This is a genomic window from Cronbergia sp. UHCC 0137 (assembly GCF_034932285.1).
GTDB lineage: Bacteria > Cyanobacteriota > Cyanobacteriia > Cyanobacteriales > Nostocaceae > Cronbergia.
Genome location: NZ_JAYGHC010000011.1, coordinates 23,319 through 49,545, shown reverse-complemented (window position 1 = coordinate 49,545; position 26,227 = coordinate 23,319). Strand labels below are relative to the sequence as shown.

Below are 26,227 nucleotides of genomic sequence, written 5' to 3'. Positions count from 1 at the left end.
ACGAATTTCCTCAGCTTCAATTAAATCTACCAGTGCAGTTAAAGCTGTTGATGCTTGACCAACAACAAAAATACCTTCTGGATAACGTTTGGCTAAGGTTTCGATTCCCCAAGAAGCACGAGTTCTTTCTTTTTGCGGACGTGTCAAAGCCTCCATACTGCAATAAACTGGGTTAGCAAAGGTGTTTTGAATATCATGGGCAATACCTACCTGCACCATTGGAGCATCTACCACAATAGTGGTACGTGCTGCCAGAGATGCGGCCCCAGCTTGCAGGGCGTGTTCTGAAAAACGTATTAAGGACTTATATTCAAAATCAGATGTGGCGTAGATTACTCGCCGCACTATCTCATACTCTGCTGGTGAAAAGGCATGATTACCAATTTCACTATCAATGATTGCCAAGCTTTGAGCGTCAGTTACGTGCCATTCCATTGCTGTTGAACGTCTCACATATCACTTTTCAGCTTATCAGTTTCAGCGGGTTAAGAGTTAAAATTTGGGAGTTTTCTAAGAATCAGGACTTTTAGGACTTAGCATTGGGAGCAGACCCGCTAAAAATAGGTGTTAGGTAAGCAACCAAAACCCCAATTAAAAAGGCGGAAATATTACGAACTAGGGGCAACCAATCGCTTGTCCGGGTTACAACAGGCCCGATACCAAAGGCAATAAATAAGATTCCCCACAAAGGTGAGAAAATTAAGGCCCATTGCCAAGCGAAAACTTGTTTGCTGTCGCGGGGTTGGGCAGCAAAGCCACAAATTACACCACCAATGGCGGAGGTAATGAGGGTGAGTATCCACTGTTCTCTGGGTAGTCCTGGAACAACGTTGCAACCGCCTTTGAGTAAACAACCTTTAACGGAGTCTAAGGCTTGGAGGATGGCTTGGTCTTCTCCTTGTTCACGGACAAAGTACAAGTTACCAAAACGGGTTTGTAGTTCAATCCAGAATGTGCGGGGTAAAAACTCATAAACTGCGTCACCAACGCTAAAGCTGAGAATATTACCACCGCGTGAATCGGCAACTAGGAGAATACTTTTATCGTCTAAACCCCAATAATTAATTACTGCTCTACCGGGGGTACGATCATACTGGGTCAATACTCGCAATTTCCAGCCAGTATCAGTTTCAAATTGTTCTAGTTCTTGAACAAGTTTGTTTTCTTGGGGGTCAGGTAGGGTTTTAGCTAAATCTACAACTGGGGTAACGGTGGCAGGTAGTAAATCGGGATTTTCATAAGCTAGGGCTGATGGAGAATACGTCGCCCAGATTGACCCAGCAAATAAAAAGATGGTGATGGATACAAAAATTTTTCGCCAAAAACAAAGCTGCATGGACTTTTTTATACAAGTATGAAGGGTAGAAGTGAACAAGTTATTTTAAAAGAGTACAAGAAAAGAGATTCTTCTTTACACTTATTTACTTTACTCTAATTTAATCGATCTGAGCAAACTGTTTTTCTGTCTCATGCAGAGGCGCACCAGAGTAATTAAGAGTGTGGTCTAAATAGATTGATATTGCTGTAAGCTTAAAGGTATATTCCCTGTAGGGCGGTTAAACTGTTTGTATCTGCTGTAGGAATAGGAATATTTGTTCATTTTTAATTTTTAATTTTTAATTGTTTGTTTTGTTCATGGGGATGTAAGGCTGTATTCCGTCTAACAGGTTTTTGGCGGGTGAAGGTTTTCCAGGCTGCTTTTACACCAACTAAGACGCTAATTGTACTAATTTGCACATTCTGAGCTTGTTTTTTGGCAGTCTCTAAGCTTTGATCTACTTGTTTAACGACTTGACTAGCGCTTTTAACGCCTTCACTTACGTCATCAGTTAAATCAGTGATTTCTAAGCTAGTCATGCGGATGGCGTTGAGGGTCGGTGGTAGTTCCCGTGAAAGTGTATCAAAAAGTTTTTCGGCACTACGGGCGGCGCGTGCTAATTCCTGTAAAGCAGGGATGGCCGCTACCAATACAGCAGTCAGACTGGTAGCGACTAAGAGGATAGATAATCCTAGCCAAAATAGAGGTTCAATCACAGTTATGGCATTTATGAGCGTTCTAGGCGCTGGATTAAAGGTTCTGAATTTTCGGCTTTGCTGTTTATGTCAACTATATCTTGCCGTTTTAAGATTTGGCCTTCGCGTTGTGTAGCATCTATGCCGACAGCGATCGCTTCTTGTAATCTCTCTAGGGTTTCGTCCCAGTTGCGTAGGGCACTGCTAGAAAGTCGATCAGCTTGAATTTGCACACTTGTGGACAAATCTTCTGCCAATTCTGGGAGGGCGTTGGCAGATTTTTTCAAAAGTTTACGTGTTTCGCGCCCTGTGCGTGGGGCTGCAAGCAAACCGGCTAAAGCACCGATGGTAGCCCCCAGCATCAAACCGCCAATAAATACTCCAGAACGGTTATTAGACATTTTTTTTATTTTTATGCTTACACCCATTTTAGGTGGGTTTTACTCTATGGCAAGAGTTTTTAAGAAGCAGGGGGCAGAGGGCAGGGGGCAGGGGGAGGGGGCAGGGGAGGCAGGAGTTTTTGCCTAGCTGGAGGATTGATCACTATTTGGCGGATTTAGATTTTATTGGTAAAAAATTGCGCTGCCAGATTTTTTGTAATAGTAACAACAAGTTGATAATTTGCCGGATTTGTAGGATTTGTAGTTTAAGTCTTTGGTGTTTTTCTCGTAAGGTATAGATATTATCTTGAGCTAGGTAGATATTTTCTGGTGCTGTGTGCAGTACGGTATAAGTTGACTGTTCGTAAGCTGTTAATTTATCGGCTAGGTTTGTCAACATTTGTTTAATTAGCCATACTCGCCAAGCTAGATAAATTAGTAACAGTGAGAGGAGGAGGTTGGTTAGAACAACTAGAATTACCATTTTTTATAGTATTTTTTATAGGCTAACAGATAAATATTGTGAAGAGTTTAAAATATGGGAGGCGATCGCTCTACAATAAATTGTAAATAATTCAGATATTGAGTTGATTAAACAGAAATTATCTCACAAATTTTGTCACACCATGATACTATAGAAAATTGAGCGATCGCCCCAGCACTCTGTAGGAATCGCTATTTGGTGTTATTGATATCTAATTATCATTCTTCAATGAGCTACTCTGAAAGTTTCCGTCCCCTTGCGGGGAATTGGTTGTGAAAAACTTATTGTAGCTATGACTCCAGCTTTTTATCCCACATTCCGCACTTCATTGTGTATTACAAGTACGAGTGTAATAAGCAACAGGAGTATTTTAAATATAAATACATAGTCATTTTCGGAACAAATATAGGCAATAATATAAAAATTGGCAACAAATTGAAATTAATAAGGTATTGAGAATAAATGCTTCATCAATAGATGCAATTTTTGATTACCTCATTATATGACTAACATTAGTCGTGGCGATCGCAACTTCTGCAACATTTAAAGTTACAGTTTGAGCAACTAAAATTATATCTCCATCAATTTTCTTTAAGCAAATCGGTGGTAGAACTTCTAAAGCTGGTGGTAAGTTATTAGATGGTAGGATATGGGATGAAATGCCAGAAGCTTGGCAAGAACATCAGAAAAAATGGTGTCAATCTCCACGAAAACTATCATTAAAAAAAGAAAATTTGCCGCTTACGGCTTAGGGCTTAGGTGGAAATGTGATTTTTACTGAATCAGAAAATGTATTTTTTTGTCGTTCATTAACAGGTGTTTCTGTAGTATGAAATACAAGTTTATTTAAACTATATTTACAGTTAACAAAAAATCAAGTTTTCTTATTATCTTTGTGATAAAATAAATTTATTTTTATCAACTTACCAAAAATTTTGATAATGGCAAAAAATCTATGACTAATCTCTTACAACAAGCTTATGCTGTCCTCTCACGGCTACCTGAATATGAACAGAATGAAATTGCTCAACTGATTTTCCAAAAATTAGCACAGCGTCAACAACTACGGCACCCAAAAACTATAGATTTTATGCAGTTTGCTGGTATTGGCAGTGCAGAAGAAACTATACTTTTACAAAACCTTGAACATGAAATTGAAGAACAAAGATTACTAGACTTGCAAAGGCAAATTGAACTGTGAAAAAAGCTTTACTAGATACTAATATCCTCTCATATTTTCTGTGAGGTGAAGCACCAAAAGATTTACGATAATAGTCACATTTAGAAATAACCTGTTTTGAGAATAATGAGTAATCAATCATGTAGATTATTAGGCTATGTCTAAAGGCAACCATATTTTTATTGCAGGTCATCTCTATTTATTTTAAACTTGGCGAAACTTAACTAACTCGTAAGTTTCAAAGCAGCAGCTAAAATATCATCATCAGATTCCATCTCATCTAAATTATCTACCTTCATCTGTTCCATAATTTGACGATGAGTGATTTCATATTGAGCATTTACTAAAGTACGTGCTATTTGATAGGTGATTTTTTGCCAATCTTCAGGTGAAGCTATTATCTCTATATGTTGCAATGCTGTATAAGCCTCTGCTGGTAATTTTGGTAAGAAGTTCGAGGCTAAATCAATATTTTGTGCTTGTTTTTGTTCGGCTATTTTAGATAAATCTATCATCACCTCATCGGTTTCTTTATCGGTGTAAGTTAATCTAGTTTCTTCAGACATATAAATTCCTTGTGAATTTTGTGGTATAATAAAGAGTGTATTTTCTCTAAAGTTAGAAATTGCTAAGATTAAATACACCTAACTATATATTCATTAATAAATTATTTTATCAAATTAAATCTTATTTTAAAATGCTCCAACCACAAAATTTAATACGCTTATGTCTTGATCTTAACATCTGGTGTGCGTCTTTGTTGTCGGATAGGAAAGGAAAGCAAAATTCATCCAGTCAAAGTTTAGTTACAATCATCAGGCAAGGCTATTGTGAAATAGGGTTAGTACAGTTAATTATATCTTGGGGTATGATTAACCGTTTACGCTCAGTTCTTGAGGAACAGTTAAGTATTCCTACACCATTAGTTGATTCTTATCTATCTGCAATTATTAGTTATACCCAACTCGGACCAATTTATGCTTCTCCACAATTAACTCTGGGTGGTACTGGTGTGGTTGCTATCCGTGATGAAGAAGATGCTCATGTTCTAGAAACTGCACTCGCAGGTAAGGCTGATGTTTTAGTAACTGTTAATTTTAAAGATTTTATCTCTAATGATACGCGCATTATTCAGCCAGCTAGACACCTGATTTATACTTCACCTAATCATGCTTTTCATATTATACATCCTGATTTGATGATGGAATGGTTACGCCAGCATAATATCCCAGATTTGGATAATTTTAAATAAAAAATATTGGTGAAAAACTAATGGGTGTTGTTGGCTCTAAATGTGAAATTATATCACCAGAACATATATGTGTATCTAGAAAGAAGAAAAAACAACGGGCTATATGGCAATATCGTTTTTGGGAACATTTAATTAGAGATGAAATAGATTTTCAGAATCACGTTGAATATATTCATTATAATCCGGTTAAACATGGTTTAGTGACAGCACCAAAGGATTGGGAATATTCCAGTTTTCATCGTGCTGTGCGTCAAGGTATGTATGACATAATGTGGGGTGCAGGTGAGGAAATTATTTTTGATGATGATATTGCCAACGAGTAGGTTGGGTTGTAGCTTGCTTACCGTAAGGTATGAAATAAAACCCAAGATTAATTGTGTAATACTGATGGGTAGTGTTGTTCCTCAATCCAAACATACATTTATTAATACACTCTATAAACTACGTCGTTTTGTAGTGGGTAGCTTTCCGAAAATGTTCTTTGCGGGGTTGTATTCAATATTCGACACTATTATATCTATTTTATTTACGCACATTTCTGATATAACGGTGTAAAATGTACCTACTTTACTGAAAGAAAAATGAAATTTTTGCATCATTTCCTGATAAAACCTATTTTTGGACTTGGGTTAGGAATTGTTTTTATGCTTCTAGCTCATATGCTAGTAATATTTGTTATTAGACCATTGGCTGGTTGGGTTGAGGGTCTAACAATTAATAATCCATTCAATCCATTTTCAGATACTAGCAACTGATTATTCTTTATTTTGAAAGCAATACCATTAATAATAGTTTTCGGTATACTTAAGTTGATTTGGGATGAAGCTTTAAATCCATTACTTGGTAAAATATTTGGGTATTCACTAAAGATAACCTTTTTTCTTCCTGGTAAATATCTGCACGAATTTGCCAAAAAATTTGGACTTATACCTGTGTTACTAATATCAATGCCTCTGGTATTCTGTCTTTGTTTCTTAAGTACCGTTTTAGATTACCACGCTATAGTATCTAACCTTGAAGTCTCCATAAACATATTCTCTGATCGAACAGTTAAAAATATTAGTGAAATTAATTACACCAGTAACATGATTAGTTGGATGAGAGAAGATTGCGTTTCTAGGAATAACTTCCTTGACTACTGGTGGTATAGTCAAAGAGCATCAATCTTAGGGTTTAGAATTAATGGTTTTTGGCAGTGGATTATTGCCTTACCTGTGAATTTGATTGCTGGTATTTGGTTTTTCTACCAAGCAGTAAATAATACCGGATATGGGTTTCTAGGATCTAAAATTAATTTTGATGATAAAGGAAACTTAATTTACGATACTTCTAGTATTAATGGACAAATACCTACATTTCATGATTTTTTCACTGTTATCCTGAGTTTTTTAATGGCACTTATTGTCATTATCAATGCATGGGGATGGGTAACAGAAGGATCAAGAACTGATTTATCAACAGCAATTAAATTCTCCGATGTTAGAAATATCCCTACTGGGACATTTAACTATGGTGGAAGCACTACCTGGGCAACAATTCGTAGAGATGTAGACTCTGTAATTCAGAACTATATTCCTCAATATAGGCTGAACTATGTCAACCCTCCTAATATATCTATTAATAACACTCCTGGTTCAGCCACAGGTATTCGTATGTTAATAGATGGAAAGCTGAATTTTTCTCAATCTTCTCGACCTCTTAAACCTGATGAGAAAGAACAAGCAAAAAAGAAAAGACTGACGTTAAAACAAGTTAATATTGGAATGGATGGGATTGTTTTTGCTGTAAATCCAAAACTAAAAATACAAGGTTTAACTATTAATGATTTAAAAAATATTTATTCTGGCAAAATTAATAATTGGAAACAATTAGGTGGACAGAATCTCAAAATTACTCCTTATTCTCGCCGTGCTGAAGATGGAGGCTCTGTTGATTTTATGATCAAAGATGTATTGAAGATTAATAAATTTGGTGAAAATGTCAAATTCGTAGAAGATACCACTAATGGTTTACGAAAGCTTTACTTAGACCGGGGAGGAATTTACTATGCTTCAGCCCCTGAAGTAGTTAATCAATGTCCTATCAAACCATTAAAGATAGGGTTAGAAAAAAACAAACTTATTTCACCTTACAAACTTCCTTTGGTTCCACCAAATGAATGTCCACGTCGTCGCAATGCATTAGACACAGAAGTATTTGTGAGTGGTAAATACCCAATAAAACGTCAACTATTTGTGATTATTAATCAGAATGGCAAATTACAGCAAAAAGCTGGAGAAACCTATGCAAAATTCTTATTAACTGAACAAGGACAAAACCTAATCAGTAAAGCAGGTTTTATCAGACTACCTCGTACCAATTGTTCAAAATAGTAATTCCCGTAGGTTGGGTTGAATGAAATGAAACCCAACATTAAACCTAAGAAGCTTAAAATGGTGGATGACGGCTAAGTAATTCCTCTTCTCCTCGAATTGCTAACATCATAGCACGATTCATTTTCAATGCTTCAATAGTTCCTCTGCCTGTAGCTGTTAATCCTACTACTTTCACACCATCCCAGCAAAAGTTTTCTGACCATACTTGTTGACGAGGATTAAAAATAGATACTTCTTTTTTCGTTCCTGGATCTTTTACTGTTTGTCTAGCAGATTTACGCAGTGAGCATGACACACAAGCAAGAGCTAAATTATCAGATATTGTTGCACCACCAACCACAACCGGAATGATATGATCTATGTGAAATGTTGCAGCTTGTCCAGCTTGAGACAAACAACAATATTCACACCTATCTTTTGCACGCTGGATAACTAATTGACGTAGTGAACTTGGAATTTTACCCATTTATCCCGCCCGCATGATACGCTGAGAACGTAAGGAAAGCAAAGATAAAAATTCCGCCAAATCAACTAATCCCTCAGCTTCATTTCTTTCTGCTAAAGTCAACTCTTCACCAGCATCTTGACGATCTAATAAAAATTGTAACCGCGCTTGCACAGCTTCAGGAAGTTGAAAATAAGTCAAACTAACGGGTATCTCAATTACTTCATTCATATAATATTTCTCTAGAGATGTGATCTATTGTATGAAAATATGACTATAAAATCTGATCGATATAGCGATGCCTTCTCTGCGAGACGCTTCGCGAACAGCGAGGAAAGCGATCGCTCACCGCACCCTACAATCATACCATCTCCTATAATTGATCGGATAACCTGCACACCTACATTTAGGCATGAAACTGTGACTGAACCTGGACAATACAAGGATACCGTCAACTTACCCAAGACTAACTTCGATATGCGGGCTAACGCAATTAAGCGTGAACCCGAAATCCAACAATTCTGGGCTGAAAATAACATTTATTCTGAACTCTCAGAAAACAACCCTGGCGAATTATTTATACTGCACGATGGACCACCTTACGCTAACGGCTCATTGCATATTGGTCATGCTTTAAATAAGATTCTCAAAGATATTATTAACCGTTACCAATTGCTACAAGGTTGTAAAGTTCGCTACGTTCCTGGCTGGGATTGTCACGGATTGCCAATTGAGTTGAAGGTTCTGCAAAATATGAAACAGGCAGAACGGCAAAGTCTCACTCCTTTGCAATTGCGTCAAAAGGCTCAGGAGTTCGCACGCAAAACGGTTGATGAACAACGGGAAAGCTTTAAACGCTACGGTGTTTGGGGTGATTGGGATCATCCTTATTTAACTCTTAACCCAGAATACGAAGCCGCGCAAATTGGCGTTTTTGGGGAAATGTTCCTCAAGGGTTACATCTATCGCGGTTTGAAGCCGGTTCACTGGAGTCCTAGTTCTAAAACGGCTTTGGCTGAAGCGGAGTTAGAATATCCTGAAGGACACGTTTCTCGCAGCATTTACGCAGCTTTTCCCGTGAAAAAGGTTTCGGAAGAGTTGAAGGCTAGTTTGGATGTGTTCTTGCCTGATTTGGGCGTGGCTGTGTGGACTACTACCCCTTGGACTATTCCGGGTAATTTGGCTGTGGCTGTGAATGGTGCTTTGGAATATGCGGTGGTGGAGGTCTCACGCAGAGACGCAGAGGCGCAAAGAGGATGCAAGTATCTGATTGTGGCGGCTGAGTTGGTGGAAGCTTTGGCTGCTAAGTTGGATGTGGAGTTGACTGTTAAGGTGCGTTTTTCTGGGAAGGATTTGGAACACACTACTTACTGTCATCCTCTGTTTGAGCGGGAAAGTCCGGTGGTTGTTGGTGGTGATTATATCACTACTGAGTCGGGGACTGGGTTGGTTCATACTGCTCCTGGTCATGGTCAGGAGGACTATATTGTTGGTCAGCGTTACGGTTTGCCGATTCTTGCTCCTGTTGATGATGGTGGGAATTTTACGGATGAGGCTGGTAAGTTTTCTGGCTTGAATGTTTTGGGTGATGGTAATCAAGCGATTATAGATGCGTTGATGGAAGCGGGTTCTCTGTTGAAGGAGGAAGCTTATCCTCACAAGTATCCTTATGATTGGAGAACGAAAAAACCAACGATTTTCCGCGCTACTGAACAATGGTTCGCTTCTGTGGCTGGTTTTCGGGAGGAGGCTTTAAAGGCTATTTCATCGGTACGTTGGATTCCGGCACAAGGTGAAAACCGCATTACTCCGATGGTAGCAGAACGTTCTGATTGGTGCATTTCTCGTCAACGGACTTGGGGTGTTCCTATTCCGGTGTTTTATGATGAAGCGACTGGGGAAGTTTTGCTGAATGCGGACACTATTAACCACGTTCAAGCTATCTTTGCAGAGAAAGGATCTGATGCTTGGTGGGAGTTGTCTGTTGCTGAGTTGTTACCGGAAGCATACCACAATAATGGCAAGACTTACCGCAGAGGTACAGACACGATGGATGTTTGGTTTGATTCTGGTTCTTCTTGGGCGGCTGTGGCGAAGCAAAGACCGGAGTTATGTTATCCTGTTGATATGTATTTGGAAGGTTCTGACCAACATCGCGGTTGGTTTCAGTCTAGTTTGTTAACGAGTGTCGCGGTTAATGGCTTTGCACCTTACAAAACTGTTTTAACTCACGGTTTCGTCTTGGATGAACAAGGACGGAAAATGAGTAAGTCGGTGGGGAATGTGGTTGATCCTCAGTTGATGATTCAAGGTGGGAAAGATCAGAAAAAAGAACCTGCTTATGGTGCTGATGTTTTGCGGTTGTGGGTTTCTTCGGTAGATTATTCTGGTGATGTGCGTTTGGGTGGTAACATTATCAAGCAATTAGCTGATGTACGGAATAAGATTCGCAATACTGCACGGTTTTTGTTGGGTAGTTTGCATGATTTTGACCCAGAAAAGGATGCTGTGGCTTTTGCAGATTTACCGGATTTAGATAAGTATATGCTGCACCGCATTCGTGAGGTGTTTAATGAGGTGACGGAGGCTTTTGATAGTTTCCAATTTTTCCGCTTTTTCCAAACGGTGCAGAATTTCTGTGTTGTGGATTTGTCGAATTTCTATTTAGATGTTGCGAAGGATAGACTGTATATCAGTTCTAGTGATGCTTTCCGTCGTCGTAGTTGTCAAACTGTGTTACAGATTGCTTTGGAGAATTTAGCAAGAGCGATCGCTCCTGTTTTATGTCATACTGCTGAGGATATCTGGCAATTTATCCCCTACACAACTCCCTATAAATCAGTGTTTCAAGCTGGTTGGGTGCAGGTAGATGATGAATGGGAAGATGAAGATTTAGGGGAATTTTGGGATACTCTGCGTTCACTCCGCAACGATGTTAATAAGGTGTTGGAACAAGCGCGGACAGAAAAAATGATTGGTTCTTCTTTAGAAGCCAAAGTTTTACTAAATATTCCCCATAAACAATTGCGGGAAGCTATCAAAGGTTTCAATCCTGTGCAGGGTAATGGTATTGATGAACTGAGATATTTATTGCTGACTTCCCAGGTAGAAATTTTAGATTCTACTACAACAATGTCAGATTTGAAATATACAGCAACCACAGAAGACTGGACTATAGCCATAGTAAATGCAGATGGTGAAAAGTGCGATCGCTGTTGGAACTATTCTACCCATGTTGGGGAATCAGCAGAACACCCCATGCTGTGTGAAAGATGTATTCCCGCATTAGCTGGAGAATTTTAATATCATATAATGTAGGGGTTTAGCACTGCTAAACCCTTACAAAATCAAGATCAACGCAAAGTATTTATCAACCCTCATTTCTCTGTGTCCTCTGTGTCTCTGTGGTTCGTTCCCATAATTCTAAAAATGCCTCCAGATATCATCATGACTGATGATCAATTTTTTCATTTCTGTCAATTAAACAGTGATTTAAGAATTGAACGTAACCAATTTGGAGATTTATTAATTATGTCTCCTACAGATTCAGAAACAGGTGGACGCAATTTTAATTTAATTGGTGAATTAGGTATTTGGACAAAGCAAGATTCTACAGGTCTAGGTTTTGGATCTAGTGGTGGTTTTACCTTACCTAATGGTGCAGTACGTTCTCCTGATGCAGCATGGATAAAAAAAGCTAGATGGGAAGCAGTACCAGTAGAACAAAGAAAGAAATTTGCACCTATTTCTCCTGATTTTGTGGTGGAATTACGTTCAGAAACTGATAGTTTAAAAATATTACAAGAAAAGATGCAAGAGTATATTGAAAACGGCGTTAAATTAGGTTGGTTACTAGATAGAAAACAACGAAAAGTATTTATTTATCGTCCTGACCAACTTGTGGAAGAATTAGATAATCCAAAAACATTAAATGGTGAGAATATTTTACCGGGATTTGTTTTAGATTTGAGAGAAATTTGGTAGTAGATATTAATTAGATGGAATTGAAAATCATATCAAACAATAGATACCTTTGATTTAACCCTGAATTGTTTGTACAAATTCTTGATATTCGGCTGAAGTTAAACCATTCTGCAATATAGCCAAAACCTGTTGCATATTTCCTGTAACTAAGGCAGATACATCTAACCATAAACCAGGAAAAACTTGACTTTTAATTATGCCTTCTTCATTTGGTGAAAGTATTAGATATTCACCATCCTGCAAACTAAACCAACTGACAGTTTTTTCAAATACCTGCCAAACAAGATATTCTTTAATTCCATTACGACGGTAAGCGCGTTTTTTATCATACAAATCTTTTGTAGCACTGCTGGCTGCCACTTCTGCCACTAATTCTGGCGCACCTTCTACATAACCATCTGCACTTAAATGAGACTTTCCACCACAGGCCGTATCTATTAATAATATAGCATCCGGCTGAGGTTCGTTATCTAAATCTAGTCGCACAGTTGCATTATCACCCAGTCTAACACCGGGGGTACACACTTTATAATTGCCCAGCCAAATCATCAAATTAGCATGGGGTTCAGCATGAGGTTCAAAGCGCAGAGGTGATGCCACGTAAACGACTCCTTCAATTAATTCGGCTTTTTTAAGATTTGGCATGGCTTTGTAGCGACGCTCAAATTCAAGACGATTTAAGCGATCGCCACTTTCTAAAGGCGGAATAAAGGAGTAGTTGCTAGTATTATGATATTCTGGGGAAGTTTTAACCATTGGCCGCCCTTGGGTGAGGTGGGTTAATTCATTCTATCAAATACAGAAGGATTAATTTATCAAAAAGAATACAGGAGTCAGGAGTCAGAAATCAGAATGAATTATGTACGACGGGCGGATGTATAATTGGGTTTAAGACCCCCACAAAATCTATGATTTAGTGGTCAATAAGAAAGTGGTGAGTATGAATCCCCCACTAATTTATTCTGACTCCTGGCTACTGACTCCTGACTCCTTCTTCATTTTTCACACCGTCACTGGTAAATCTACACTATAGAGTTTTTTGCCTTCTAAATTGTGCAAAGTAACGGTTAAAACTTCCGTTGTCCCGTCAATTTTCACAGTTCCGAAAAACTGCAAACCAGAACTTGGTGGTTGATTGATTTTTACCTCTGAGGAAGCAGTCTGAAACTTAACTTGGGGTCCAAAAGTATTATCGAGAGGATTCGGCCCAAAATTTGACGAATTGAGTGGTCCTGCCACAAATTCCCAAAAAGGTTCAAAGTCTGTAAATTGTGCCTTAGCTGGATCATAATAGTGGGCAGCAGCATAATGTACATCGGCAGTTAACCAAACAACGTTGCGGATATTATTCAGTTTGATAAACTTCAATAAATCGGCTAATTCTAGTTCTCTACCTAATGCTACACCATCGCCGTTAGCAAAATTTTCAAAGTCGGTTTTACCATCACGCACTACTAAACCAATCGGCATATCACTAGCAATTACTTTCCAAGTGGCTTGGCAATTGAGTAATTTTTTCTTTAACCATCTTATTTGTGAATTGCCTAAAAATGCTGTTTCTGGACTTTGTACTGTTTGGTTATTAGGAGAATTTGCCCCCCGATAACTGCGTTCATCTAACATGAATATTTCTAACATCTGACCATAATCAAATGAACGGTAAATACGTTTCTGATTTTTGGGGTCAATGTTAATAGGAGTATATTCTAAAAATGCTTGTCTTCCTCTTGATGCCAATAAGGAAACATCTTTTACTTTGTACCGATTATCATCTAATATTTCCCCCGGATACCAGTTATTTGTAACTTCGTGATCATCCCATTGTACTAATTGGGGTATTTCGGCATTAAAACGACGGATATTTTCATCTAACAAATTATAAATATAGTTACCGCGAAATTCGTTTAGGGTTTCTGCAACTTTGGATTTTTCTGGGGTGGTGATGTTTTTCCAAATACTACCATCATCTAATTTTACTTCTGATTTAATTGGATTATCTGCATAGATAGTATCACCAGAATGAATGAAAAAATCGGGTTTCAATTTGCGAATGGATTCATAAATTTTCATTCCCCCCCATTCTGGATTTATTCCCCAACCTTGACCAGCGGTATCTCCTGACCAAGCGAAAAATATATCCTTTCCTCTTCCTTGGGGTGCTGTTTTTAAATGACCAGTTACGGGGGGACTGTAGATATTAGTATCAATTACATCTTGAAAGGTGACACGGTAGAAGATATCTTCCCCTGGTGGTAAATCAGTCAAGTTTATTCTACTGGTGAAGTCGGTATTTGCGGAGGCTATTTTGCCAATGATTTGGTTAGTATTGCGGAAAGATTCGTCTGTACCGTACTCTACAATCATTCTAGCAGAGCGATCGCTCCGGCTCCAAATTACGGCACTACTGCCACTAACATCACCACTAGCTACACCATAGGGTATTCCTGGACGATTTTTATCTGTTGTAATCATGGCAGATGCCTGTGCTAAACCTGATTTCATACACAGATTAGCAGCTACGATACTACCTCCAGTCATACCTATTTGTAACAAAAATTGCCGACGCTTCATCCCTGGTGATTTATTTGGCTTCATAAGTTTAAAACTTCAACAGTAAACACATAGTTTTTAAGATGTTTTTGCCATCTTTCTTTAGATTGATTTTATAACATAAATGATCAATTCGTTTAAAATAGGGGCAAAATAAATTATAATTTGTCAGAATCAAGATACCCAGGATTAAAAGATTTACAGGATTTTTATTTGATGGTTAATGTCTGTTGTCTATGTATTTACTCTTACATCTTTCTTTAGAAATATTTACTCTTCTCCATACTAATCATCAACAAATAATCAAACAATCACATCCTGTACATCCTCAAATCCTGGATATCCTGATTCAGACAAAACCAACCATTAACTAATTATAAATAATTCTTTCTTTATCTATAAAAATGTTATTACCTAACAATGAAAACCAACGCTTAAAAGCACTAGATGAATATCAGATTATAAATACAGAATCCGAAGAAACTTTTGATGAATTATCCCAATTAGCGGCTGATTTTTGTGATAGCCCAATGGCTGCAATTAGTCTGGTTGAAACTAATAGAGAATGGTTTAAATCAAAAATCGGTTTTATTGACTCAGAAATTCCCCGTGATTTGGCTTTTGGTAATTATACAATCCAGCAAAATCAATTATTGATTGTTCCAGACGCATTGGAAGATCAACGATTTATTTCTAGTCCTCTAGTGATTTCAGATCCCTATTGTCGATTTTATGCCGGTATTCCGCTAATTAATTCTAGTGGTTTTGCTTTAGGCTGTTTGTGTGTGATGGATTTTGTTCCTAGAAACTTAGATATTAAAGAACAAAAAGCCTTAAATAATTTAGCAAAACAAGTAATTAGATATTTAGATTTACATCGTCAAAAAGTGATTCAGGATAGCGATATGAGGTTAAAAACTCTATTCGCTCATCATTCTAATCCTCTCTGGATTTATGATTCCGAAACTCTGCAATTTTTAGATGTTAATGAAGCGGCTGTTATCCATTATGGGTACTCGCGGGAAGAGTTTTTGCAAATGCAAATTACTGATATTCGTCCATCTACAGAAATACCTGCTTTAATGAAATATCTAGCTACGAAAGAAACAGGTCTAACCTTTGCCGGACAATGGCAACATCGACACAAAAATGGGCATTTAATTGATGTGGAAATTGTCGCTCACACAATAGATTATCACGGGCATAAAGCAGAAGTATTATCTATTCAAGACATTACACGATATAAAACCATAGAACGAAAATTCCAGGAAAGTGAAGCTAGATTTGTGACGATTACTCACGCTATTCCTATTCCTCTAATGATTTTACGTGTATATGATGGAGTGATTTTATATGCTAATCCAGAGTTTATGCAAACCTTTAGGTTTACCCAAGACGATTTATTAAATAAACCAATTTCTGATTTATGCAATGAAGTTGTTGAATTTAAAAAACTATTAGAAACGCTTTCTCAAACAGGTTATCTCCATAATTATGAACTCCAGCTTAAAAGAGCAGATGGTGAGAATTTATGGGCTATTGCTTCACTTCAGTATTTAAGCCTTAACAACGAATTGGTAATATTAACAGTATTTTATGATATCACAGCGCGGAAAAATGCTGAATCAAAACTGCAACAAGAAAAGGCATTTTTACAATCTATATTTGAAGAAATGCCATTAATGATTGCTATTAACACTCTTGAAGGTAAAATTCAGTGGGTGAACAAGAATTTAGAACAGACTCTAGGTTGGAATTTAAAAGATTTTCAAACTTTTGATGTTTTAGCAGAATTATATCCTGAACCAGAATATTATCAATATGTGATAGATTATATTCAATCTGCCCAACCAATCTGGAAAGACTTAAAAACTCAATTGCGTGATGGTCGCATATTGGATACTTCTTGGACTAATATTCAGCTACCAAATGGACAAATTGTAGGGATTGGACAAGATATCACCCAACGCAAACAAGTAGAAAGGGTATTCAAAATTCAAGCAGAACGGGAACAATTAATGCGAACGGTTGCTGAACGGATTCGTGAATCTTTGAATCTGCAAGACATTCTTAATGCAACTGTTAAAGAAATACGGGATTTACTTGAGGTTGATCGAGTTGTAGTTTATCAATTTTCAGCCGATATGAGTGGTACAATAGTGGCTGAATCTGTAATATCTGGCTGTATAGTTTCTTTGGGAGTGCAAATTGAAGATACCTGTTTTAAAACGACTGGAGGAGAAAATAATTATCAAGGACGCAAAAGGGCGATCGCTAATATTTATAAAGCTCAACTCACCGATTGTCATCTGCATCTCTTAGAACAATTTGGCGTAAAAGCTAACTTAGTAGTTCCCATTGTCCTCGAAGTTAGTGAAGGAAATCCAAATTCCCGTCTTTGGGGTTTATTGATTGCACACCAATGTTCTGATTTCCGTGAATGGGAAGAAAGCCAGTTAGACTTACTCGACCAGCTAACAGTACCAATAGCGATCGCTATCCAACAATCTAGCATATTTCAACAAGCCCAAAACGAATTGATCCAACGAGAACAGGCAGAAATTAAGCTAAGAAGCGCCTTGGCAGAAAAAGAAGTCCTGTTAAAAGAAGTTCATCATCGGGTTAAAAATAACTTGCAAATCGTCTCCAGTCTCTTACAACTCCAATCTCAAACCCTCCAAGATCCACAAATCATCAAAGTTCTGAGAGAAAGTCAAAATCGCATTGAATCCATATCCCTGATTCACAAAAATTTATACACCAACCCCAATATTGGCCAAATTAATGTTGCCGAATATATCAATAATCTAGCATCAGGCTTACTCATCTCCTATCAAATAGTCCCTGGCAGAATCAGTCTCCAAACCAATATAAACCCAGTTCAATTAGATGTTGATCAAGCTATTCCCTGTGGACTCGTAATTAATGAATTAATCTCTAATGCACTCAAACACGCATTCCCCAATCAACAAACAGGCATAATTAGTATTACATTATGTAATTATAATAAGATGATAGAACTGGAAATCCGAGATAATGGTATTGGTTTAGCCCATGATTTAGATTGGGAAAATACAACTTCTTTAGGACTTTCATTAGTCCATGACTTAGTTACAGAACAACTCGAAGGTAACATTACCATAGAGCGTAATCAAGGAACTATCTTCAAAATTCAGTTTCCCCAGTTAACTTTGCACCAATAAACAATGGAATCAGCTAAAATCTTAGTAGTTGAGGATGAAATAATTGTCGCTAGGACGATTGCTAGTCAACTTACTCAACTAGGTTACAACGTCACGGGTACAGCTTCTTCTGGCAAATCTGCTATTGCCAAAGCATTAGCAACTCAGCCAGAATTAGTATTAATGGACATTATTCTCAAAGGTGATATAGACGGAATTACTACGGCCGGTTGTATTCGTGAACAATTAGATATACCAATAATTTATCTCACTGCCTATGGTGATGATCATACTCTAGAACGAGCCAAAATTACCCAACCTTTTGGTTATGTTGTTAAACCATTTACCATCAAAGACTTACGCATAGCAATTGAAATAGGTTTATTGCAACACAAACTAGAACAAGAAATGCGGCAAAAAAGAGACCAATTAGCCACCCTGTTAAATTGCATGAGTGATGCCGTAATTGCCACAAATGAGCAGGGATTTGTCACATTTATTAATCCTGCTGCTGAAAAATTAACAGGTTGGCAACAAGAAGAAGCACTGGGAAATAATGCAGCAACAATTTTGAATACTATCAATGAAATCACAGAAGAATCAATAGAAAATCCCGTTGCCAAGGTGTTACGAGAAAAACAAGTTGTTTATTTAGACGAATTTACCGCGTTAATTACTAAAGATGGCAGAAGAGTACCAATTGGTGACAGTGCTTCCCCACTTAAAGGGCAAGTTAATAATATTAATGGTGCAGTGGTAGTATTTTGGGATCTTAGTGAAAGACGAGAAAAAGAATATCTGGAACAAGCTTTACAAAAAGAACAAGAACTCAACCATCTTAAATCCTTGTTTATCTCTACTGTCTCCCATGAATTTCGCAATCCTTTGACCGTAATTCAAACATCGGTAGAACTTATACATCTCAAAGGCAATAAGTTAACAGAAACTAAAAAAAATTCTTATCTAACACGAATTTATAATGCCGTCCAGCACATGGAAAAACTCATGGAAGATATCCTATTTATGGGTCGTTCTGAAGCCGGAAAACTGAGTTTTAATCCAGTTGCAATTGATTTAAAAGAGTTTTGTCTGGATTTAGTTGAAGAATTTTCCCTTATTAATAAAAATTCATCGGAAATTATTTTTAATTGTGACAGCAATGCTTCAAATGCCGTCATGGATGAAAAACTTTTACATTTTTCATTGAGTAATTTAATCTCTAATGCAATTAAATATTCTGCCCCAGGTAGCAAAATATATCTTGATTTAATCTGTGATTTAGATATAGCAACTTTCAAGATCCAAGATCCAGGAATTGGTATTCCCGAAACAGAACAAGTCCGAATTTTTGAATCATTCTATCGTGCATCAAATGTTGACTCGATTCATGGCAATGGACTAGGTTTAGTCATTGTTAAAAAATGCGTTGAAGCCCAAAAAGGACAAATTACTGTTAACAGTCAAGTTGGTGTAGGTACTACATTTACGGTCACTTTACCAATGAATTTAGCAACTCATCAATAATAAGGGACTCTTAATCTTAGATTTCTCACAAGAAATATAATCAGGAGTTAATACTGCTCGGTTAAACAAATTTGTGAGCCGAAAACCCCTGTAGAGACGTTCCATGGAACGTCTCTACACTCCTTAACCAAGAAGTATTGAATCAGGAGTTAATACTTATCGGTTAAGAGTTCTTGTAGTTAAGCGACAGTGCAACCCAACAAAAGCCCGTAAATGTTGGCTTTAAACTCAAATTATAATTAAATTTTGGCAATTCTTTGAGGAATGACAATATAACCAGTAGAAATATCTCCTAAAACTAAATTACGTTCTTCACCCCAAAACCACCAATAAGCAGCGACATAAGCGCAAATTATGCTATCTAGTTTATCTTCCGTTTCTTTAAGTGCTGTACCTTTCGTAGGAATTTCAGTAATTATCTGACTGGATAAGTTTAGAGGAGGAGATAAACAGGGAAGGAGATTTAAAATATATTGATAGAGTTTGATTAATTCTAAACGACGTTCACTAAGTCGTCCTTTTTTGTATTTAAGAATGATTTCTAAGTTAAATAAATTAACTATTGCTGGGTGAGGAAAGACTTCAATTTGATATCTGCCCAGTTTTTGCGGTTCAATAGTTGGTGCATGAATAAAACCACGATATTCTAACTCTAAACCAAAATTAATCGTCCGTTCTGCAAAAGCCAAATTTTGATTAGCAGGATAACAACCAGCGTGATATTTGCCAAAGTATTTGTGACTGAGTTTATCTGCTAAACGACTCCCTACCGCATTGGGGATCAAAGTTGGTGCGTCAACAGCAATGATAGCTGCTTCCCCTATTTCTACAGTTTTTTCAATCCAACCAAGGATATCTGCAATAGTTTCTAAACGATTTAAATCCAATAATTCCAGTTGTCCGTCTCTTAACTCTAAGCAACACAGACCGCTTGGTTGTGATTTCCAACCGAAATCAATACCGAGAAACTTCATGATTATCAGCCCAAATATCCTTGATTATAGCTATAAATAACTAGCGACTTGAGTTAGTAGAAGCTTCTGATGACTTAACAATCTGTTTTTGGTATTCTTCCTCAGTCATCAACTCTTCAGTGCTTTCTACTCGATCTAAAAATACTAAACCATCAAGATGATCATATTCATGTTGAAAAATTCGAGCTACGAAATTAGTTAATTCTTGTTTTTGTTGTCTACCACTACTATCAGCATATTCTACTTCTACCCTCTGATATCTAGGAACTAAACCCCTAATTCCAGGCACACTTAAACAACCTTCCCAATCTTTGACAATCTCTGTAGAATGACCAATAATTTCGGGATTAATCATTGCGATCGCTTGCATTTCTGGAGCATCTGGATATCGAGGATTAGGACGAGAAGCAACAATAAATAAACGTAATGATTCGGCTATTTGTGGTGCAGCAATTCCCACTCCATTCGACTTATTAACAGTCGTCATTAAGTCATTAATCAGTTTTTGAATCTGCTGATCTTGAATATTCTCAACTCTAGCAGCTTTTCGACGTAATAAAGGATTTCCTAATTGAATAATTGGTGATAATTCAGTCATGGTAAAAAATCTCAATAATCTTAATTATATTATAACCGACTGTTTTTAACTTAGCTTTTGAATATTTTTTTTAAGATAATGTTTTGTAGATTTATCTACATAAATTTCTTGATAATTTTTTTCTATATAAGGTTTAATTAAATCAAAAATACTAGGGAATCTATTAATCAAAATTTGTTCTGGCTTATATTTTTCTAAAACCTTGAATAAAAATTCTGAGTCAATGCTTCCAGAATTTAGCCTTTTCCTAGAGATTACGGTTATTTCAGGTGGTATATTAATTTGACTATAAAAACCATACATTCCCATATCAGTAAATAACCATTGACTTTGATTTTTATAGGTTAAGATTCTTTCTAAATTAATAAATCTAGCTGGGGATTTTTGCACAAAGTTATGATTTTCCCATTGAATTATACCTAGTTTTATGGGAATTACAAATAAAGTAAAAATAACGGTAAAAATAGCGAATTTGGAAAATTGAGCTTGTTTAAGTTTAAGAATATTAATAGGATGATTAATTTGACGAATTTTCTCTAAAATCACTTTGATTCCATAAGCAGCTAACCAAACTAAAGGTAGAGAAATTAAAATCATATAGTGATACCAAAGGGGTTTATGATTTAAAAAAACAAAGGTGAGAATTATTAACCAAAATAAAGGAATTTTGTAAGTATTATCAGTTTTAATATTTTGGTATTTTACTCCTAATAAACTCAAGAGCAAATAATCAAAATTTTGTAAATAGATATAAATTACATTTTTAAAACTATTTTCATTAGAAAAAGTATCTTTTAAGTTCGGGGAAAAATGAAAAAATAGTATTTTTTCTAAGTCTAGAGATTGAGTCATTAAACCAATCGTCATAAATACTATACTTAAAGATAATAACCAGATGACAATGGGTAAGGTCAGAATATTAAACAGGTTAACCTTGACAGGTTTTTTTGGTGATAGTTGATCATAACTGGTAAATAAGTAAAGTAGAATTACTGGAATCAGAAATAGCATGATCATTTTTATCTGCAAGGATAAGGCTAAGGTTATGCCTGAAAGTATGATTAAATATAGTCGTAAATTCCTAGTATATAAAATTAAGAAGTAAACAGATAACATTCCTAAACTTAATGAAGGAATACCTTGCATAACTGAAACACTTAAACGTAAAAAATTGATGGAAATAATTAATAAAATAATGCTAACAATAGCGGTAATTCTTCCTAAAGATAAACGTAAAATTTGACTAAAGCACCAAATCAATAAAGTTGCAAACAATAATGTTAATATTCTTGCATTGATAATAGAATAACCAAATAAATCTAGATATTTGAAGATGACAATTGAAAAAAAAGGTGGATGATCTGACCAAAATTGAGAAATATTATTAATATTTTCTTGATTATATAAATTAGCTTTTGCAAGTTCAATTCCTTCATCTGTATCAAACTCAAATACTTGATCAATTGGCATTAAGATCAGAGTAAATATTATAAAAGTAAGGGGAATAATTATATTAAAGAGGTAGAAATCTTGATTTATTTTCTGGAATAGTCTTTGAATTAAGTTCATGTTTAGGTAGTATGTCTAAATAATAATTAGGGCTTGCTGAAAAAGTGTGAGGTTAAAGGATGTTTGAAAAGTATCAGAATTAATCGAGATCCTCCCACTTTTAGTTAGATGAAATAAGGTGCGTCAGAAACTTAAAATATTCTGTCTGACGCACCCTACAGACTACAAAATATCTGAAAAATTAATAATTAGCAATTAACCTTCCCTCGTGATAGGTAAAGATGCTGGAATTACCACTAACCGAGTAATTTTCCCCCGGCGATCAACTTGGATTTGCAGGGGAGTACCAATTTTACTACTTTCAACTATTTTTTGTACCTCCTCTACCTTAGTAACAGATTGATTATTAATACTTATAATCACATCCCCTGGTCTGAGTCCACTATTTGCGGCTGGTGAATCTGGAACAATATCAACTAATAAAATTCCTCGTTCTGCCACTAAATTTGCCCGATCGCCAAATCTACTAATAATTCTTTCCTTAATTTCTGGTGTGAGCGTCACCATTTGAATACCCAAATATGGATGATCTGCACGACCTTGAGTAATTAATTGTTGGGATATTTTCTGCACTGTATTAATAGGAATCGCAAACCCTAAGCCTTGAGCGCCTTGAATAATTGCGGTGTTCATCCCGATTACCTCACCACGGGCATTCAATAGTGGTCCACCAGAATTACCAGGATTAATCGCGGCATCTGTTTGTAAATAGTCTACACGCTTATCACTAGCCCCAATATCACTACTAGAGCGATCTGTGGCGCTAATAATGCCAGCAGTCACAGTATTATTTAATCCCAAAGGATTACCAATAGCAATAACTGCCTCTCCTGGCTGTAAAGCACTGGAATTACCTAAAGCTAGAGTTGGTAAATTATTAGCATCAATTTTAATGACTGCCACATCTGTTACTGGATCTTCTCCTAAAACTTCACCATTAAAAGTCCTACCATCTTTAAGGGTAACTGTAACTTTATCAGCACCATCAACTACGTGAGAATTAGTCAAAATTTGCCCAGAGGAGTTAATAATAAATCCAGAACCACTCCCCCGTTCTACTCGTTGTCTGGGTTGGACTTGTCCACCATAGCGATCGCCAAAAAATCGGCGGAAAAATGGATCGGAAAATTGACTTGGTGCTTGTGTGGTCACGGTTCTAGCAGAATCAATTCGCACAACTGCACCCCCCGCTTTTTGAACCACTTTTACCACAAAGTTAGGATCATCAGTAGATGAAAGAATTGCTGGAGGTATTAATCCACTGGTCGGAGCGGTGTTTCCTGGCGATCGCAGGTCATTTTTGATGTTTAAACCAGAGCATCCTCCCAAAACCACTCCTACCAAACCACATAATAACATCCCCCTGATTTTCCATAAAGGGAGTAAAACCTTGGTATCAATATTTTTACCTGTTAGGTCACGATTATTTATCTTCATCTGTACTTGTTTCTCCGTGTGGGTCAGTGAATGGTAAAATAGTGGCTGCTTGCTATATACAAAAATAACTACAGCATCAAGTTAAATTATGGCTTGCTCAAAAGCTGTTCTCTATTTAATTGCTAATTTTGGCAATTAGCCGTAATGGTAATGGAAATTCCCATAGACGATCTGTGGACTCAGGTACTAAAGCGATTACAGCTAGACCTATCCCGTCCCACCTTTGAAACTTGGATCAAAACCGCTAACGCCGTACAACTAGAAAATAGTTGTCTGGTAATCTCTACTCCTAACCCTTTTGCTAAAAATTGGCTGCAAAAGTATTACATCACTACTATTGCTAATGTGGTGCAAGATATAGTGGGTTATCCCGTAGAAATTTACATTACTGTTGCTCAAAGTGATGGAGTTTCTCATTTGGGTGAACAAGAGGTGAATTGGCAATTACCCGCCGTTAATCCTATTTCCCAAAATGCGGGCTTAAATCAACGAAAAACCAAGGAATTAAACCCTAAGTACGTGTTTTCTCGGTTTGTGGTCGGTGCTAATAACCGCATGGCTCATGCTGCTTCCTTAGCAGTTGCAGAATCCCCAGGAAAGGAATTTAATCCCTTGTTTTTATGCGGGGGTGTGGGTTTAGGTAAAACTCACTTAATGCAAGCTATTGGTAATTATCGTTGGGAAATTTATCCTGATTCTAAGATATTTTATGTTTCAACTGAGCAATTTACAAATGATTTAATTACAGCTATTCGCAAAGATAGTATGCAAAGTTTCCGGGAGCATTACCGGGCGGCTGATGTATTGTTAGTTGATGATATTCAATTTCTGGAAGGGAAGGAATACACCCAAGAGGAATTTTTCCATACTTTTAATACTTTACATGAATCTGGTAAGCAGGTTGTAATTGCTTCTGACCGCCCCCCTAACCAAATCCCCCGACTACAAGAGCGTTTGTGTTCACGGTTTTCTATGGGGTTAATTGCCGATATTCAACCACCAGATTTAGAAACAAGAATGGCAATTTTGCAGAAAAAAGCTGAGTATGAAAATATTCGTTTACCTAAAGATGTCATTGAATATATTGCTTCTAGCTATACTTCTAATATTCGGGAACTGGAGGGGGCGTTAATTCGAGCGCTGGCTTATATTTCTATTTGGGGTTTACCAATGACGGTGGAAAGTATTACCCCAGTTTTAGAGCCTCCCATTCAGAAAAAAGTCGCAACACCAGAGACAATTTTAACGGTGATAGCTGATGCTTTTAATATTTCTATTGAAGACTTAAAAAGTAATTCTCGGCGGCGGGAAATTAGCTGGGCTAGGCAGATAGGAATGTATTTAATGCGTCAACATACTGCTTTGAGTTTACCCAGAATAGGTGAGGAGTTTGGTGGAAAAGACCATACCACTGTTATGTATAGTTGTGATAAAATAGCTCAGTTACTAGAGAGCGATCGCTCGGAACACAGTGAAGGTGAACCTACCTTAATCCAAACTTTACGCCAATTGAGCGATCGCATCAACATGAACAATCGTTCCCCAAAAAACTATTAATTCCCCAATTTCTACTTCTTTACTTTTTCCACAACCTACATCCTCATTAACCACTTTGACACCTGAACTGGTTAATCGCAATATTAAGTAAAGTATAAAAGAATATTAAATTAAACTTTAATTGTGGATAAAATATCATGGTTTGTGGAAAACCTGTGGAAAACTATCAGGTCTTCCCAGTTAATTAAACAAAATAAAATACCCTGTGGAAAAATGCCCTAGTTTTTCCACAACTTTTCCACAGATATGTCAATTATACTTTTGACAGATTTTGGAACATAAAAAAAAGGAGTCCACTAAATTAGACTCCCCAATCACAACAAATATTCTGAGAAAACCTTGAATAGGAAACAAGGTATTTACGGGACTTACAGCAATTTCCAATTCCTAAAGGTACATCTTATACCGTTTCACTTTCAATACTTCTCGGTTAAGGAGTGTAGAGACGTTCCATGGAACGTCTCTACAGGGGTTTTCGGCTCACAAATTTGCTTAACCGAGCAGTATTGCATCTTATACCAATTCACAAAAATGCTGATACCCATAAATTAGCCATAGGGGTTTAGCAATGCTGAACCCTTATCCGCGCATTTGTATCATGATTAAAGTTAAACGGTATTAGCCCCCTCCTCGCTTGCGGGGAGGGGGTTGGCTTACAACGTTGGAGAGGTGTAAAAGGTGTGTTAGTTCATTCAGGTATTAGCCCCCTCCTCGCTTGCGGGG

General features: G+C 36.9%; 22 protein-coding genes and 1 pseudogene. 9 read left to right on the top strand and 14 right to left on the bottom strand.

The genetic code is table 11. The features are described from left to right. From VB711_RS07435 to VB711_RS07415, 5 genes are all read right to left on the bottom strand, one after another. Positions 1-435: precorrin-8X methylmutase (locus VB711_RS07435; protein WP_323285255.1), on the bottom strand; the 435-nt coding region annotated here is incomplete at its 3' end. 91 nt (positions 436-526) lie between these two features. Further along, positions 527-1,336 carry a TPM domain-containing protein gene (locus tag VB711_RS07430; RefSeq protein WP_323285192.1) on the bottom strand — a complete coding sequence of 270 codons (810 nt, stop codon included), beginning with the start codon at positions 1,334-1,336 and terminating at the stop codon, positions 527-529. Positions 1,337-1,602: 266 nt separating this feature from the next. Further along, entirely contained in the window at positions 1,603-2,034 is a 432-nt protein-coding gene (locus tag VB711_RS07425) for a hypothetical protein (protein ID WP_416233569.1), read from the bottom strand. Between the two features lie 11 nt (positions 2,035-2,045). Next, a complete protein-coding gene (locus VB711_RS07420; protein ID WP_323285190.1) occupies positions 2,046-2,414 on the bottom strand; it encodes a YtxH domain-containing protein in 369 nt (122 codons plus the stop codon). A 142-nt stretch (positions 2,415-2,556) separates the two neighbouring features. Beyond that, positions 2,557-2,877 (bottom strand): hypothetical protein, encoded by a 321-nt coding sequence (locus VB711_RS07415; protein WP_323285189.1) that lies wholly within the window; start codon positions 2,875-2,877, stop codon positions 2,557-2,559. Between the two features lie 955 nt (positions 2,878-3,832). Between VB711_RS07415 and VB711_RS07410 the strand changes: the two genes are divergently transcribed. After that, complete coding sequence (locus VB711_RS07410; RefSeq protein ID WP_323285187.1) at positions 3,833-4,078, top strand: hypothetical protein; 246 nt, start codon at positions 3,833-3,835, stop codon at positions 4,076-4,078. Between the two features lie 203 nt (positions 4,079-4,281). Here the strand turns inward: VB711_RS07410 and VB711_RS07405 are convergent, their stop codons facing one another. Beyond that, positions 4,282-4,623 carry a hypothetical protein gene (locus VB711_RS07405; RefSeq protein WP_323285186.1) on the bottom strand — a complete coding sequence of 114 codons (342 nt, stop codon included), beginning with the start codon at positions 4,621-4,623 and terminating at the stop codon, positions 4,282-4,284. 131 nt (positions 4,624-4,754) lie between these two features. On the opposite strand from VB711_RS07405, the gene VB711_RS07400 reads away from it, so the two are divergent. The 3 genes and pseudogenes from VB711_RS07400 to VB711_RS07390 all read left to right on the top strand — a co-directional run bounded on the left by VB711_RS07400 (position 4,755) and on the right by VB711_RS07390 (position 7,681). After that, complete coding sequence (locus VB711_RS07400; RefSeq protein ID WP_323285185.1) at positions 4,755-5,309, top strand: PIN domain-containing protein; 555 nt, start codon at positions 4,755-4,757, stop codon at positions 5,307-5,309. 65 nt (positions 5,310-5,374) lie between these two features. Beyond that, a pseudogene (locus tag VB711_RS07395) lies at positions 5,375-5,632 on the top strand (REP-associated tyrosine transposase); the annotation flags it as partial. A 444-nt stretch (positions 5,633-6,076) separates the two neighbouring features. Next, positions 6,077-7,681 (top strand): PstS family phosphate ABC transporter substrate-binding protein, encoded by a 1,605-nt coding sequence (locus VB711_RS07390; RefSeq protein ID WP_323285184.1) that lies wholly within the window; start codon positions 6,077-6,079, stop codon positions 7,679-7,681. A gap of 55 nt (positions 7,682-7,736) precedes the next feature. Here VB711_RS07390 and VB711_RS07385 read toward each other — a convergent pair whose 3' ends face one another. Further along, a complete protein-coding gene (locus VB711_RS07385) occupies positions 7,737-8,150 on the bottom strand; it encodes an HNH endonuclease signature motif containing protein (protein WP_323285183.1) in 414 nt (137 codons plus the stop codon). Beyond that, positions 8,151-8,360, bottom strand: coding sequence for a hypothetical protein (locus VB711_RS07380; RefSeq protein ID WP_323285182.1), 210 nt, complete (start codon positions 8,358-8,360; stop codon positions 8,151-8,153). It abuts the gene before it with no gap. A gap of 189 nt (positions 8,361-8,549) precedes the next feature. Here VB711_RS07380 and ileS point away from each other — a divergent pair, with 189 nt between their 5' ends. Together ileS and VB711_RS07370 are read left to right on the top strand one after the other, a co-directional pair. Then, on the top strand, positions 8,550-11,432 hold the full coding sequence (ileS, locus tag VB711_RS07375) for an isoleucine--tRNA ligase (protein WP_323285253.1): 2,883 nt from the start codon (positions 8,550-8,552) through the stop codon (positions 11,430-11,432). A gap of 126 nt (positions 11,433-11,558) precedes the next feature. Then, on the top strand, positions 11,559-12,113 hold the full coding sequence (locus VB711_RS07370) for a Uma2 family endonuclease (RefSeq protein WP_416233568.1): 555 nt from the start codon (positions 11,559-11,561) through the stop codon (positions 12,111-12,113). Between the two features lie 54 nt (positions 12,114-12,167). On the opposite strand, the gene VB711_RS07365 is transcribed toward VB711_RS07370, so the two are convergent. Both VB711_RS07365 and VB711_RS07360 read right to left on the bottom strand, forming a co-directional pair. Beyond that, entirely contained in the window at positions 12,168-12,869 is a 702-nt protein-coding gene (locus tag VB711_RS07365; protein WP_323285180.1) for a Uma2 family endonuclease, read from the bottom strand. A 246-nt stretch (positions 12,870-13,115) separates the two neighbouring features. Then, positions 13,116-14,708 carry an alkaline phosphatase D family protein gene (locus tag VB711_RS07360; protein WP_323285179.1) on the bottom strand — a complete coding sequence of 531 codons (1,593 nt, stop codon included), beginning with the start codon at positions 14,706-14,708 and terminating at the stop codon, positions 13,116-13,118. A 359-nt stretch (positions 14,709-15,067) separates the two neighbouring features. Between VB711_RS07360 and VB711_RS07355 the strand changes: the two genes are divergently transcribed. Both VB711_RS07355 and VB711_RS07350 read left to right on the top strand, forming a co-directional pair. After that, entirely contained in the window at positions 15,068-17,866 is a 2,799-nt protein-coding gene (locus VB711_RS07355; protein WP_323285177.1) for a PAS domain S-box protein, read from the top strand. Between the two features lie 3 nt (positions 17,867-17,869). Beyond that, the gene (locus VB711_RS07350) at positions 17,870-19,369 is read left to right on the top strand and encodes an ATP-binding protein (protein ID WP_323285175.1); all 1,500 of its coding nucleotides are present in this window, start codon (positions 17,870-17,872) and stop codon (positions 19,367-19,369) included. Between the two features lie 239 nt (positions 19,370-19,608). On the opposite strand, the gene VB711_RS07345 is transcribed toward VB711_RS07350, so the two are convergent. The 4 genes from VB711_RS07345 to VB711_RS07330 all read right to left on the bottom strand — a co-directional run bounded on the left by VB711_RS07345 (position 19,609) and on the right by VB711_RS07330 (position 23,947). After that, on the bottom strand, positions 19,609-20,343 hold the full coding sequence (locus tag VB711_RS07345) for a DUF429 domain-containing protein (RefSeq protein ID WP_323285173.1): 735 nt from the start codon (positions 20,341-20,343) through the stop codon (positions 19,609-19,611). Positions 20,344-20,383: 40 nt separating this feature from the next. Further along, positions 20,384-20,941 (bottom strand): peptide deformylase, encoded by a 558-nt coding sequence (def, locus tag VB711_RS07340; RefSeq protein ID WP_323285171.1) that lies wholly within the window; start codon positions 20,939-20,941, stop codon positions 20,384-20,386. Positions 20,942-20,986: 45 nt separating this feature from the next. After that, positions 20,987-22,411 carry a glycosyltransferase family 39 protein gene (locus tag VB711_RS07335; protein WP_323285169.1) on the bottom strand — a complete coding sequence of 475 codons (1,425 nt, stop codon included), beginning with the start codon at positions 22,409-22,411 and terminating at the stop codon, positions 20,987-20,989. 294 nt (positions 22,412-22,705) lie between these two features. After that, positions 22,706-23,947, bottom strand: coding sequence for an HhoA/HhoB/HtrA family serine endopeptidase (locus VB711_RS07330; RefSeq protein ID WP_323285167.1), 1,242 nt, complete (start codon positions 23,945-23,947; stop codon positions 22,706-22,708). A 150-nt stretch (positions 23,948-24,097) separates the two neighbouring features. Between VB711_RS07330 and dnaA the strand changes: the two genes are divergently transcribed. Further along, positions 24,098-25,504 (top strand): chromosomal replication initiator protein DnaA, encoded by a 1,407-nt coding sequence (gene dnaA / locus VB711_RS07325; RefSeq protein ID WP_323285166.1) that lies wholly within the window; start codon positions 24,098-24,100, stop codon positions 25,502-25,504. The last annotated feature ends 723 nt before the right edge of the window (positions 25,505-26,227 follow it).